Annotated in this window: 14 protein-coding genes; 8 read left to right on the top strand and 6 right to left on the bottom strand. The window is 27.1% G+C overall.

Translation table 11 applies throughout. From position 1 onward, the window contains the following. Nucleotides 1-138: 138 nt before the first annotated feature. The 4 genes from MMARC5_RS03195 to MMARC5_RS03180 all read right to left on the bottom strand — a co-directional run bounded on the left by MMARC5_RS03195 (nt 139) and on the right by MMARC5_RS03180 (nt 2,473). Nucleotides 139-546: a hypothetical protein gene (locus MMARC5_RS03195; RefSeq protein ID WP_011868398.1), complete on the bottom strand. Its 408-nt coding sequence runs from the start codon at nt 544-546 to the stop codon at nt 139-141. 67 nt (nt 547-613) lie between these two features. After that, nucleotides 614-1,141 carry a hypothetical protein gene (locus tag MMARC5_RS03190; RefSeq protein ID WP_011868397.1) on the bottom strand — a complete coding sequence of 176 codons (528 nt, stop codon included), beginning with the start codon at nt 1,139-1,141 and terminating at the stop codon, nt 614-616. A 49-nt stretch (nt 1,142-1,190) separates the two neighbouring features. Further along, on the bottom strand, nt 1,191-2,234 hold the full coding sequence (locus tag MMARC5_RS03185; RefSeq protein ID WP_011868396.1) for a tyrosine-type recombinase/integrase: 1,044 nt from the start codon (nt 2,232-2,234) through the stop codon (nt 1,191-1,193). Next, nucleotides 2,231-2,473 (bottom strand): DUF2540 domain-containing protein, encoded by a 243-nt coding sequence (locus tag MMARC5_RS03180; protein ID WP_011868395.1) that lies wholly within the window; start codon nt 2,471-2,473, stop codon nt 2,231-2,233. Before MMARC5_RS03180 ends, MMARC5_RS03185 begins: the two co-directional genes overlap by 4 nt. A gap of 512 nt (nt 2,474-2,985) precedes the next feature. On the opposite strand from MMARC5_RS03180, the gene MMARC5_RS03175 reads away from it, so the two are divergent. The 5 genes from MMARC5_RS03175 (at nt 2,986) to MMARC5_RS03155 (ending at nt 6,422) form a co-directional block, all read left to right on the top strand. Then, nucleotides 2,986-3,864 carry a hypothetical protein gene (locus MMARC5_RS03175; RefSeq protein WP_011868394.1) on the top strand — a complete coding sequence of 293 codons (879 nt, stop codon included), beginning with the start codon at nt 2,986-2,988 and terminating at the stop codon, nt 3,862-3,864. A gap of 78 nt (nt 3,865-3,942) precedes the next feature. Next, entirely contained in the window at nt 3,943-4,248 is a 306-nt protein-coding gene (locus tag MMARC5_RS03170; protein WP_011868393.1) for a nucleotidyltransferase family protein, read from the top strand. A 35-nt stretch (nt 4,249-4,283) separates the two neighbouring features. Then, on the top strand, nt 4,284-4,583 hold the full coding sequence (mntA, locus tag MMARC5_RS03165) for a type VII toxin-antitoxin system MntA family adenylyltransferase antitoxin (RefSeq protein ID WP_231288463.1): 300 nt from the start codon (nt 4,284-4,286) through the stop codon (nt 4,581-4,583). Nucleotides 4,584-4,825: 242 nt separating this feature from the next. Continuing rightward, nucleotides 4,826-6,004: a Fic family protein gene (locus tag MMARC5_RS03160; RefSeq protein WP_011868391.1), complete on the top strand. Its 1,179-nt coding sequence runs from the start codon at nt 4,826-4,828 to the stop codon at nt 6,002-6,004. A 25-nt stretch (nt 6,005-6,029) separates the two neighbouring features. Then, nucleotides 6,030-6,422, top strand: coding sequence for an HI0074 family nucleotidyltransferase substrate-binding subunit (locus MMARC5_RS03155; RefSeq protein ID WP_011868390.1), 393 nt, complete (start codon nt 6,030-6,032; stop codon nt 6,420-6,422). Nucleotides 6,423-6,473: 51 nt separating this feature from the next. Here the strand turns inward: MMARC5_RS03155 and MMARC5_RS03150 are convergent, their stop codons facing one another. Together MMARC5_RS03150 and MMARC5_RS03145 are read right to left on the bottom strand one after the other, a co-directional pair. After that, the gene (locus MMARC5_RS03150) at nt 6,474-6,941 is read right to left on the bottom strand and encodes a hypothetical protein (RefSeq protein WP_011868389.1); all 468 of its coding nucleotides are present in this window, start codon (nt 6,939-6,941) and stop codon (nt 6,474-6,476) included. A gap of 12 nt (nt 6,942-6,953) precedes the next feature. Continuing rightward, nucleotides 6,954-7,769: a GIY-YIG nuclease family protein gene (locus MMARC5_RS03145; protein ID WP_011868388.1), complete on the bottom strand. Its 816-nt coding sequence runs from the start codon at nt 7,767-7,769 to the stop codon at nt 6,954-6,956. 291 nt (nt 7,770-8,060) lie between these two features. Between MMARC5_RS03145 and MMARC5_RS03140 the strand changes: the two genes are divergently transcribed. The 3 genes from MMARC5_RS03140 (at nt 8,061) to MMARC5_RS03130 (ending at nt 13,971) form a co-directional block, all read left to right on the top strand. Continuing rightward, nucleotides 8,061-8,363, top strand: coding sequence for a MarR family transcriptional regulator (locus tag MMARC5_RS03140; protein WP_011868387.1), 303 nt, complete (start codon nt 8,061-8,063; stop codon nt 8,361-8,363). A 16-nt stretch (nt 8,364-8,379) separates the two neighbouring features. Further along, on the top strand, nt 8,380-9,789 hold the full coding sequence (locus tag MMARC5_RS03135; RefSeq protein ID WP_011868386.1) for an ATP-binding protein: 1,410 nt from the start codon (nt 8,380-8,382) through the stop codon (nt 9,787-9,789). Nucleotides 9,790-10,164: 375 nt separating this feature from the next. Continuing rightward, nucleotides 10,165-13,971: a DEAD/DEAH box helicase gene (locus tag MMARC5_RS03130; RefSeq protein WP_155810363.1), complete on the top strand. Its 3,807-nt coding sequence runs from the start codon at nt 10,165-10,167 to the stop codon at nt 13,969-13,971. The last annotated feature ends 396 nt before the right edge of the window (nt 13,972-14,367 follow it).

Genomic DNA, 14,367 nt, shown 5'->3' with positions numbered 1-14,367 from the left:
TTGTAATTTATCATAAATTTAGTTTTTTTGTAATTGTCGTAAACTGTTTAGTCATCAATATTCGGCTTTATTTGCATATTCCACCAAATATAAAAATCAGTGAAACCGCTGATTAAATCTTAAAAAAATCATTTTGGATTATGATTCTTTTTTAAGCAATATTGCCCATATTCCCCACTTTTCGTATTTTCTTTGTAATTGGGAATCTAAATCCCTGAAATACTTTCCATTTAGTTCTTTAAGTTTTTTAAGTTCAGTTAATGGAAATTCGTTATTAATAAATCTTATCATTGACAATATACGCTGTTTACCATCTATTGAAGAATAATATACCGAATCTTCTTCATGTAAATATATTACCTCCCCCAGTACCCGTGGTAAAAGAATGGATTCCACTATTTCAGATGCTTTTATATCATCATAATAATATTCTCTTGGAAGACCCCTATCTATTACAAGATATGACTCGTCAATCAGTTGTTTACATTCGGATATTGAAAAATAAATATTATATGGAATTATTTTTTCTACTTTTAAATCTTGCAAAAAAATCGCCTCGACTTGTTTAATATGTAAATAATATATTTAATTTAAAGAAATTACGATCATACACCTAATTGTTCTCGTAATCCATGATGCCTACGGAACTATACTTTTTTTCTAGATCTGATTTGATTTCGTTATATTTTTCTTCCGTTATTTTTAAAGCGACCATACATATCACATTTCCACATGCATAATCCATAAGGGGTACACCGTATCCTTGATAATCATATGTAGACCGTATAGAATCTTTTGAAAAGCCCCATTCTGTGATAAATTCTTCAAGCCACCATTTATACTGGTAGTAACCATTAATGGCCACTTCATCCTCATGGTAAGGAAAAGCCCAAAGTTCGTAGCTACGGTCACAGTACCTTATTTTTTCGACAGGGTCTTCATTAAAAGAATCCAAAAGATTATCCATTTCTTTAGAGTACCTGCTTCCTAGATCCCCCTCATGAGGGTACAATTCTAAGGGTATTGATTCGCCATGTTCCTCTATCATGCCTAACGTTGACCAGTAATTGTTGCTAAAAATTCTTACTACAACCATTTTTTCATTATTTTCTTCAAAAGTTCCATTTAATTCATGTTCCATAATATCACCAGTTATTTTTTACAAATTGTGTAAATTTAGGAAATTTAATTTATAAGTTATTTTGAAGTTTATCCAAATCTGGACATCTCTCAATCACAGGGTTATACTTCATTGTCGTTCGAATGTCGTGATGTCCAAGCAATTGTTGAATATGTGCGATCGAAAGGCCCCCATCAAAGACTTCAACTGCTCGACCAGGTCTTAACGAATACAATACTAAATCTCGATTATTTTCGATAATTCCTTTTTCTTTTAATTTTTGCACTGTTTTGGTCATTGCTTTGATTAAATGATTTGAACTGATCTGCCGACTTTTTTCACCTCCTGAAACTTGAAATATTGGATCATCAGGATTGCTAAAATCATTTATTTTGCTTAAATGTTGATTAAATAGTTTCAGAGTTTCATTTGAACAGACCACCGTTCTAATTTCTCGATTTGTGTTTGAAATATTAAATCTTCCTTTTTCAAAATCACAATCTTTGTATCTTAATTTAATAATTTCCGAAATTCTTGCTCCCGTATCCCAAAGCAGCCTAAATGCAAGTATATTTCTTATTTTGGTACTACTGTCGCTATTTTCAATCTCGTTGATTATTTTATTGAACTCTTCGCTGGTAATTGCATCATGGGGATTTGGTCTTGTTTTTCTGAAAATGGGGGTTTGACATTCTTTTTCAAATTGTTTAAAGTTTTCAAGATTTAATGTCGCATAAAACTTTTTTACCAACGTATAATAGATTTTAAATGCTTTTTCTGAAATTCTTTCGTTTTGTAGCTTATTTTTAATTTTACTATTGTTTGGCTTTCTTACATATCTTAAGTAATAGAAAAATTTTTTTAAATCGGCTGAAGTTAATGTATTTGGTTCTTTATGAAGTTCTTCGTCACAAAAACTTAGAAAAACTGCCAAAATTGAACTTTCATTTTGTATAGTACTGTGATTTATGCCGCTACCTAATCTTTCTGACCCGTATATGTCATTCCATTTGTTTATGGGGTTCATTGGTATTTTTTCTGCATATATTTTATCGTTGGAGCCATTACCCAAAAATTCTATTTTAAATGTATTTTTTAAAACTTTTTTACTCATTCCATCCCCTCTGCGATAATTGCGTAATTTACCATCAAATTTGTTGCTTTTCCGTATTTTTCATAAATTTTTTCTTCTACGTCTGAAAGTGTAATTGTTCTTCTAAATGATTTATCAAGTTCTACAGCCCTTTTTAAAATTTCTGGCCTAATTTTATCAATATTTTCCAATTTATGCAGCATGTACCGGGCAGTTCTGCAGTCCATGTCAGTTATAAGCGTTAATCGTAAGGTATTCAAAAAATATCACCAGTTAAACATTTTAATCATTTATATTCTATTTCAAGGATTATACCTCCAGCAATTTTCGAATAATTTGTTAATTCCTTTAATAAATGGCCTTTTTAGGTAATTAATTAATTATTTATAGTTGGAAATTCAAATTAGGTATATTATGGTAGTATTATGGAATTTAGAATCTAATTTGATTTGATACCTAATTAGTTGACATAACCATTTAATATATTAGATATATTTATCGTACTATTATTACCTAGTACAAGTACTAATATTCAGATCGTACTATATAAAGTTATAGATACTGGATTTTCGTGAAAATGAACAAATTTTAAAAAGTCCAAAATTATGGCGTTTCAGAATATTTGCTTTGATTATCTTTTAGGTAACTTATTTTATTTACATTAATTTTTAAAATTTACAATAAGTATATATTTGATTAATACCGTATTGATAGATATAGAGATTTTAAAAATCGATTGATCGAATTTTGAGATCATAAATCGAGGTGCATTATGACTACAATGGGAAAAAAATATGTAATTGAGATAATGGAATATTTGTCTGACCATGGACGAACGGAATTTTTAAAAATATTCAATGACCTGAAAATGGAGTTTTCGAAGGCATACCTTAGCAAATTGCTATTAGAAATGAATGAAAAATACCTAGTGGAACGAAAAGAAGAAAGAGAAGGCAAAAAAACCCCTAAACCATATTATAAATTAACCCCCATCGGTAAAAAATTATTAAAACAGTACCGCCTTGAAAAAAAAGCTATGGATCTATATCAAATAGTTGATAAAAAACTTTCAGAAAAATATGAAAGGATAAGCACTGAATTAACAGTAAACGTAGAGTATGCACATCGTGCCAAAGATCTTACTCCCCATTTTCAGGACTATTTTCAAGATCAGTTATTTTTATCCACAAATGGGGCTGAAAGTAAACCTGCAATCGAAGGTGAAGAATTTAACAATGCTATACCTTATGTTTTAGAACCTGATTTAGCTTACCAGTACCGTGGAAAAGGCGAGAATTTATACGTATTTTTTGAAAATCATGAAGTATACGACTATGGAAACAGCATTTATAACGAAATAAAAGAAGGTGTAGTTGTTTTAGTTCGGAACATTTATGATAAAATGTATGTTTTTTTTAATACGCCAAATATAAATGAGATTTTTAATGAGATTAATGCGGAAGTTGAAGAAGAATTCGTCGAAAAATCCCCCGTGGTGTATTTTGAAGAAACAGAAGCATGCAAAAAATTAAACGAAGAAAAATGGTTGCGGAAAAAAGAGTTATTCGAAAAACATTATAAAAGAGCAGTTGTAAAAACACCTGAAGAAATTGCAGAAAAAATTATACAATATATTGAAAATTTGAAATAATTTTTCTTTTTTTAACTTTTTATAATCTAAATATCTTTTAAAGTATGCCTTAATTAAAATCTGAAATTGGGATATTTCATGAAAACTTTATCTGAATTTAAAACAATCCTGCATGAAAACAGGGATTTGTTGATTAAAAAATACAAAGTTAAGACCCTCGGAATATTTGGGTCATATGTTCGAAATGAACAGAACGAAACATCAGACATTGATGTTTTGGTAGAATTTCAGGAAAATTCTATTAATTTTGACAATTACATGGGATTAAAATATTATCTTGAAGATTTGTTTCAAAAAGACGTTGATTTAGTAATTAAAGATGATTTAAAAGTTGAAATCAGAGATAAAATATTAAAGGAAGTAACTCAAGTTAAGATAAATTAAAAATACAAGAACTTTCAAAAATCCTTATGATAATTATGTTGAGCAAAACTTCAATTTTAAACGATAAACGAATACAAGAATTATGCGAAAGAGAAAATATCGTATATCTAGGACTTTTTGGATCATATTCAAGAGGGGAAGAAACTAAAGATAGTGATATTGATTTTTTGGTTAAATTCTCAGGAAATAAAAGTTTATTTAAGATAATAAAAATTTCAAAAGAATTATCTAAAATTTTTGGAAAAAAAGTCGATCTTGTAACTGAAAATTCATTAAGTAAATACATAAAAAAAGACGTTTTAAAAGATATTGAGGTAATATACAATGTCGAATAAAAAAGATAGTGTATATTTACTGCATATTGTAGGATCTATTGATAATAAATCATTATTATGAGTACTTTTTTAGTTATTAAAGAAAATGTATAATATTTTTAATAACGAAGACTTTTTAGAATCGTTATTAAAATTTTTTTAAAAATGAGTTGTAAGAAAAACTACTTATTAAAGAAAATGCATAAAATTTTTAATAACGAGTAGCAACGACAATAAAATATTAAAATTTTACAAGGATATTTATGAACCCTGATGACTTTAAAGAATCAAAAACTGGAAAAGTGGTCTACGATAAACTAAATGACTACTATTTATTTGAGCCATGTGATTTACCCTACAAAGATTACATTCCAGATTACCGAAATCTTATTTTAGATACTGAAAAAGCAGTATCTCGAATTTCTAAACTAGATGGTCTTTTGGAAAACTTTTCAGATGAAGAATTAACTTTACTTGAAAAACCATTTATTTTAAAAGAGGCTGTTTTGAGCTCCGAAATTGAAGGTATCCATACTACAATCTCAGACTTTTTAATAAATGAAAAAAAACCAGAAGTAAGTGAAAAAAAATATGATATTTTAGAAGTTACAAATTATAAAACTGCCCTTGAATACGGGATAAATAAGGAAATAACTGAAGATCTGATACTTGAAATCCATAAAATACTTTTAGATGGGGTTCGAGGGCAAGACAAAACACCTGGAGAATATAAGCGACTCCAAAACTATATTGGAACCAAAAGTACGGGGCTAAAATATGCAAAATTTGTTCCAGCATCGCCAAGAAGAACTAAAATGCTTATTAGAAATTTAATTGAATACATCAAGAATAAAGATGAAATCCCGTTAATATATAAAATTGCACTCATGCATTACCAGTTTGAAACAATACACCCATTTAGAGATGGAAATGGAAGAACCGGAAGAATTTTAATAATTTTAATACTTATGAAATATGGGCTTTTAAAAAAACCTGCACTATATTTAAGTGAATTTTTCAGCGAAAGAAGAACTGAATATCAAGATAGGCTTTACCATGTAAGTTCCAGGGGAAAAATTGATGAATGGATAAAATTTTTCCTTGAAGCAATAACCATTCAATCAGAAAGAGCAACTTACTTCTCAAAAAGACTTTTAAATTACAGAAAAGAACTTTCAAAAATTGTTATGGAAAATAAAAACATTAAATCAAACGATAAACTTAAAATAATTCAAATAATCGAACTTTTATTTAAAAATCCATATCTAGATATCAAAGATGTAGAATTGGCACTGGGTATAACTTATCCAACAGCAAAACGGTTAGTGGAAGGCATGGTTTCATTAAAAATGCTCGAATTAAACGAAAAATCAAAAAAACGGGATAAACTTTATGTTTCAAATAAAATTTTAGAAATTTTGGATCCAAAACATATTCGTTAAACATTTTAAATTATTTGGGAAATATATGGACAATAAACTCGAAAAAAAGTTAGAAAACTTCAAAAATGCACTTGATTGGTTAGATGAAGGTTTAAAGTTAGATTCTTCAAATTCAATCATAATTGATGGGGTAATTCATAGATTTGAAATATGCTATGAATTCGCTTTTAAAACCATTAAATATTTTTTAAATTATCAAGATATTGGAGAAGTAAAAAGTCCAAGGATTGCTTTTGAAAAAGCGTTTGCTTACGGAATTATTGAAAATTTAAATGACTGGATTGATATGCTAAACGATAAAAACAAGATTTTAAACCAGTTTGACGAAAAACTCACCAAAAAGACATACAATAAAATCAAATCGAGTCATTTTAAAAATTTAAAAAATCTTTATGACATTATTTTAAAAAAAGAGTGAATGAATATGGATATTTTAAGTTTTCAAATTAATTTTTAAAAAAATAAAAAATTAAATTAAACACACAAATTCTGATTTTTCAAATAGTGTGTCAATATCGTATGAATAAAGTGTATTTAACCATTCTAAATATTCTCTAGAATATTCAATTGATTCAAACTCATTAGATTTTTCCCAAATTAAATTCCAAGATTCTAACAATTCCGGCGGAATTTTTAATTCTTTTTCATCCATTATATCCATTTTAGTACTATTAAATATTATAATTGAAAGATCTTCAGCCGTTAAACTGTCTGAATAATCGTTCAGTTGTGGATCGAAGGGGAGTTCGTAAATAAGTCCATTTTCTAAAAAATGAACCAATGTAATTAAGAATTTAGATTTCGGGTCTTTCAATACCCTAAATTCTAATCTACCTTTTAAAAATGACTTGTAATCTATTCTAAGTCTTTCAGGAATATATAATGACATTTGAAAATGCCCATAGTTATTGAATGCTGAAAAATGCTTGTTTTTCATAAATTTACCACCTTAATATACATCTTTTAATGTTCTACCATCACTTGTTTTCCAGACAGTCCATCCGCTCACATTTGCACCTTTTACAACGCATGCTGCCGCACTCGCAGAATTAAATTCGTAATCTTCTGTAAATACGCAAGTTCTATTTGATTTTTGAAGTATTCCCGAATTTATAAGGGTATTTTTCAAAAGTACGTTGTGTGGTGACATACTTGATGATTCTCCAAATTTTGCATGGGAATTTTTTAATACTTTGAATTTTCCACCAATATATTTACCCCTAGCAGTTCCATTTTCCGTATTACAGTAAAACGTTAATTCAGTGTTTTCGTCAAGTTTTTCAAATAATGGATACCCGAGTGCCGATAAATACCCCTCAACATCGGGAATGAACCTATCGAGGGTTATTTTGCCATATTCAAGCTGAATGTTCTGGCTGTTGTAGGAATTTAATAATCTAACTTTTTTAGAAAGTGCAGCTTTTGAAATAAATTGCGATTCTAAATACTTGATATATGCTTTATTGAACTGATTTTTTGAAGATAAAATGTATACGCAAGAATTCCATTCCAAAGTCTCTTTATGTTCGGATAATCGCTTTAAAACTTGCTCTGATTCCCCAATATAGGTTTCAACTTTTCCTAATTCGTCAGAATCCCCAAATAGAAAATATATTCCTGTTCCATCCAAATTAGAACATTCAGAAACTTCTTTTATTGATTTTAAAAGAGATCTTGGAATTAATACTGCTTGAATTGTCGAATCTAAGTATTCGCAGATTTTTATATCGCCAATAATTTTTGTATGCATTTCTCTTTTTTCCATTGTTATAACCCCTCTTTTGCTTAATTAAAAGTTTAATAAAGTAATTAATGAAATCTATGGTTCTTTTTCTCGTAAAATCATATTAAAACCCCGTTCTAAGTTTTTAATGAAATTTTATGATATGTAATCTATAGTGTATGGACTAATAGTTTGTAATATTACTTACAATTTATATTATGACCTTTTTGATATATAAATCTTTAGTAAAAGTACTAACTGTAGTACTATACAATAACAATATTATATAATACAAACAAATTATATAATTAAAAAAAGAAAATTGGGATTTTTATGAGTTATTTAAAATTATTATCTAAGGCATTTGCCCTTGAAGTTTTGAATTTGTTATATATTCACGAATCAGGTAAAGAAAAAAACAATAGAATCAATTTTAGCGAAATAGTTTCGAAATTAGGGATTCATAAAAGTAATCTGAGTAAATTGTTGTTAGAATTAGAAGAAGAAAATCTTTTAGTTTCAGAAGAAGTTAGGACGGATAAAAGAATTCCAAAGAAATACTATACTCTTACAGAAAAAGGGTTAAAAATAATGCTTCTATGTAATGAAATTGAAAAGATAATGAATGAAAAATAGTTTTTTGTTGAGAAATATGCAAATTTTAAACGATATTGAAAAAGGCGAAGGAAAAACCCTTGAATTTAAGGAACAAATGCCGCAAAATAACCAGATTGCAAAAACAGCTGTAGCTTTCTCAAATACTGCAGGCGGAAAAATTATCATGGGAGTTAAAGATGGCTTAAATGAGATAATTGGTCTAGATCCGGATGAAATCCCTAAATTAAGGGAATTAATTGTAAATACAATTGCGGATTCATGCGAACCACAGATAAGCCCAGAAATATTCACTCAAAATATTGATGGAAAAATTATTTTGATTATAAGAATTTATCCGGGAAGTAAAAAGCCGTATTTTTTAAAAAAAGAAGGGATTAACAATGGGACATATCTTAGAATAGATAATGTAAATAAAAAGGGTGATAGTAATGCCGTTAGGCGTTTAATGCTTGAAGGCGAAAACATTGCTTATGATGAAGACATCAATATGGAATTTAAAATTGAAGAGCTTGATTTAAACGCCATTCTAACACAGCTTGAAAAATTAACTGGGAAAAAATTTACCGAAAACGTTTTAGAAAATTTAAAATTAATTAAAAGTAAAAATGGTAAAAAATATCCAACAAACGCCCTTATTGCACTTCTTGGATTAAAAAATTATAAAATACGATGTGCAAGATTCAAAGGAAACGATGCTGTTGAATTTATTGACCAAAAAGAAATTGAAGGAACTATATTCGAACAGATTATAATGGCCGAAAAGTTTTTAAAATCACATCTTAATCTCTCTGGAAAAATTGAAGGGCTGCAAAGAAAAGACTCTTATGAAATCCCATTTATTGCGTTAAGGGAAGCGTTGATAAATGCTGTTGTTCACAGAGATTATTCAATTTTAGGATCAGACATTAAAGTTTCAATTTCTGACAGCCTTTTAGAGATAACTTCTCCAGGTTCCCTTCCAAATACAATAAATATTGATAACCTTGGAACAGGATGTTCGGAAGTGAGAAATCCCATAATTGCAAGAATATTTAAAGAAACAAAATTTATTGAGCAGTGGGGGTCAGGATTTAGAAAAATATTTAATGAATGTGAAAAATACGGGCTTAAAAAGCCGGAAATTATTGAAACCTCATTTTTAAAAGTTAGATTCTATCGACCGCTTGTTGGTGACCGGACGATAGTGGACGATACTAAACTTGACCGGACGATAGTGGACGATACTAAACTTGACCGGACGATAGTGGACGATATGGATGAAAATCATAAAAAAATAATATTATATATCTCCGAAAATGGTTCTGCTACATCAACAGAAATAGAAAACTTAATCGATTTAAAAAGAAGCAGAACTAGAGAAATTTTAAAAGAAATGGTCGAAGAAAATATCCTCGAAATGAAAGGGAAAGCTCGATCAACGAGATATACTTTAAAAAATAATTAATTACTTTTTTATTTTTTTGATATGGAATTTTTAAAGAAGTGTTTTGTAAAATACCTAAATCCTATTTTAAACTAACCAATAAAGGAAAAGAAGTCTTAAAACTTTATGAATTTGAAGAAAGGATTAGAACTGATAAATTTTAAGAAATAGTAGAAAATTATTTAAATTTAATCGAAAGATCTGTGAACAAAAATATCTAAATAGTTAAATATATATACTATATCAATTATATTATATTTCATATTATAATTTTTTCCTCACCCGAGAAGGTGATGATACGAAACATTATATATTTTTTAAGAAAATCAGTGTGATAACATATCAAACGATACCTCATCGAAAAATATCAATAATTCAACGAGTTCTGCATCAGACGTGGAAAAATACATAAATTTCATGTTTAAGGATCAAAACAAAGTAGCTACTGCAATAAGATTAGTACCAATAAATGGAAAATCAAAAGGATATGCATTCGAATTAACAGGAGATAATAATTATGATAAAAATATCGATAATGTAATAACAAAAATATTAAAAAAAGACTTAATAAGTAAATATAATTATTATGTAGATATACATCCAATAAATTTAGATTTTGTACCTCGAGATATACAAAAAAAAGATAATTATTATTCAAAAGCAAAACAACATTATGATAATACCAACATAATATATTTTGAAATAGATGTTATTAAAAAAGATAATAATGCAGAAAATACTTGTGAATCATATCTCAATAATTATTTAAAACATATGCCAAAACCATCAATGATTATATCAACAGGTAATGGATATCATATATATTATAAATTAGATGATTTTTACGAATGTACGGAACTAAATAGCATTCTTAAAAAATATGTAAAATATGATAAACAACATAAAAAAATAATTAATGGGGGTATAAAAAAATATGAAACAAACCCCAGATTAAGATTGCCTGGAACATACAATATTAAAAAAAATGCGACAGAAAATATTATAAAAAAAGAATGTAGAATTATAGATATAAATAATAATATTTATAATAAAGAAGAATTATTTTCAAATATTAAAAATATTATTGAATTTGATGATAATTATAAAATAGATGAAGAATATACGATAGATAAAAAAATAGCCACAATTAATGATTATGTAACAGCAACAAAAAATGTGTGTGTATTTGGATCAACATATATGCGAGAAAAAATGCTTAAGCAAATATTAGAATTATGTAAAAAATACCAGATGAAAATATCTGGTGGAAAAGATAAATTAGAAAATATCTTAAAAATGATAGGATACGAGTATGAGAATAAAGGAAATCATTTTAAGATCGATAATTATGGATTAGATACAGAAGGTGGAGATCAAGTACTGTTAATATACCCAAATGGATCTTTTGCAAAAACATACTGTAATTATGTTGATGATCAATTAGAAAACCCGTCATTTTTACAATTATTATATGTTAGAGATATAGATTCTTTTAAAAAAATATTGGAAATAGAAGGGTTGTACAGTGAATTTTATAATGATCTTACAAAATTATATCACAACGAAATACATGGAATAAATATTCCAAAAGTAGTATTTGATGAAAATATAATAGATATTGACCCAAATATTTCAAAAAAAGACTTAATTAAAATCATTGATATGGCCAAAAAAAATTATAAATTACCAAATACATATATTACTAAAGATATGGAAATTACAAAAGAAAGATATAAAAATGCATATTTCCAACATTTAAATGAAGAAGAGTTTGAAGATGTATATCATAATATGTCGGCATGTGTAAATCAAGCATTATCATACCATACAAATGATATAGAATTATTAGAGATAGATCAATATATCCCAGTAGATACAATAGATTATATTTTTAATAGAATTGATGAAAAATGCAACGGTAAACAAAAAGAAATTTGTATGTTATCGCCAACAGGATCGGGAAAAACAACAGCCATATTTAATAAATTTATATCAAATAATGAAAATAAAACAATATTGGCAGTACCATATTTATCAAATTCAAAGCAATTAGGGCTAAAATATAAAAATCAAAAAGGAATCGTTGCATTGTATGAAAATTCAAAAGTATCGCAAGAAAAATTGAATAGTGCAAACTTTATCGTAACCACATATGATCAAATCGGAAGACTTGCTGAAAGAAAAGATATTTCAGAGTTTAATTTATACGTTGACGAAGCACACAACGTAGTTTTACAGCATAATTTTAGAAATCAGGCTTTAGATGCACTAAATAAGGTAAGTAAACTAGTAAATCGAACAATATACGTTACTGCAACGAACTACAATTTAAACTACAAAAAATTGCCGATTATTAAAATAATTCAAAAAAATAAGAGATTCAAATACGATGATATAAGCGTAGTTGATTCAAATGTGCCATTAAAATTATTGATTGAAGCAGTGCTGTATGATTACGAAGATCAAAAAGAAAGTGGAAAAACACAGATCATATTTAATAATAACAAAGAACAGAACCGAAAAATAAAAGCCCGTTTAGAAGAACAAGGCATAATATGTGCATTATTAGATGCAGAATCAAAAGAATCAATAGAGTATACAAACGTAATGGAAGAAGAAAAACTGCCTGAAAATTTAGATGTGTGCATATGTACATCAGCAATTGCAGATGGGGTAAATATTGAAAATTTGAATATTGGAAATATACATATTCATAAAATAGATAATTATAATACATTTTTGCAATTTATCGCAAGATTTAGGAATGGATGTCAAAAAATTTACCTGTATGTAGATTTAAATAAACAAAATCCAAAATATATTTCAAAAGAAAATTTTGAAAATGATGTGCGAAAAAATATATTAGATATACTACATGTAATAAATTCAGATATTGCCAAATATTCTGATGAAAGAATTAGAGAATTAGTATTAAAGATACATAATAGTGTATCAGAAACTCCTGAAATATTATCTACAATTGAAGAATATACATTATCAGATATTAAAAAATATCACTTAAAAAGTTTAGAACAATTATTATCAATATATCCAGAAGCATATGATGATTGTGTAGATATAGCAGATATTAATGAAATATTGGCATTGAAAACAGGCTATGGCTCTGAGGATAAATTATTAACATATGATTTAGATGCAAAAAAATATGTTGTAAATGAAATTGCAGTAATGAAAAAATATTCAGATTATATAAGTAAACAGGTTATGAATTCAAAAATCATGCTACATATGATGATAAATAGATGTGATGATTTAGAAAAAAACGTGAATATTGTAAATGAAAAAGAATATACAAAAGATGAAAAATCCGAATTTACAACACATATCAACAACAGACGACACATATATTTTGAACTTGAAAAAGCATATGAAAAAGACGGAACTGCATTAAAAAGAATTGCATACGAAGATGATAAAACAGTACGAGAAGTAATGTTAAGAAAGAATATTTCACAAGAATCCGTAAAATTAGCAAATAAAAAATCAGAAACTATAAAATATGTCACCATAATAAATGCAGAAGATGAAGGAATATTGGAGCCTGAAAAGAGACAAGAAAATTACAATAAAGGAAATCGAGGATGGCATAAATTAACGGAAAATATACGATTAATTAAAAATTTAAGTGTATTTAAAAATAGTTCAAAACATATAAAAAATCTACATAAAGTATGCTCTAACAATGCACGGGCATATACAAATTACATATTGTACACAATTTACGAAAATATTGTGAATAGTGAAAACGGAAAAAAAGTAGATTTTTTAAAAATTAGGGATAGATTAAATAGTGAATTTGAAAAAGTAGATGAATTTGATCAAATAAGCATAGATAAAATTAAAGAATATGCAAAACAATTTGGAAACATCGCAAGATGGGACGATAAAAAAGGAATTGGATATTTCAAGAGTATGAATGAAGTAATATTCAAAGTCGTTAAATCAAAACAACAATTAAAAGACAAATTAAAAGAATATACAACACCTGAAAAAGCAATAAATGAAACTTTAGAGAAATTAGGCGGGAAAGCAAAAACAAACCAAATTTTAAGATATATTAAAGACAATTATATTGGAATAGATAACGATCATATCGAGTCAATAAAACTCGTATTGGATTCAGGTATATTTATAAAATTATCATCAGATGTAATAATTTCATATCAGTCTGCAATGGCATAATTTAGATCGAAGTAGCGTAAGCTATAGCTTTTTTTCGAATTTTTATAAAAATTAAAGAATAATTTAGATAATTTTTAAAAATTTATAAGAATAGTATTACTTTTATAAATAATTTTAAGAAGAAATAATATAAATATTCATCATTATAATATAAAGGTTATCTAAAAGATTAGATTAACTAAATTAGAAGTACTTCAGTTGTAAATAGAATATTTTATAATAAATTATTAATATTATATAAAAATCCTATTTACAACTAAAAATTTTAAACGATATTTCTTTTAAAAATTTCAAAAGAATTTAATATCTAATTATGCCCCATATCTAAGAATCTATAGTTAATAATCTAAACTGACTTAAAAATATAATATTGTTTAAGTGATCTATTTTACAGTG

Source organism: Methanococcus maripaludis C5 (assembly GCF_000016125.1).
Taxonomy (GTDB): Archaea; AGJL01; Methanococci; order Methanococcales; family Methanococcaceae; genus Methanococcus; species Methanococcus maripaludis_D.
This window is presented reverse-complemented; position numbering and strand designations above follow the sequence as displayed.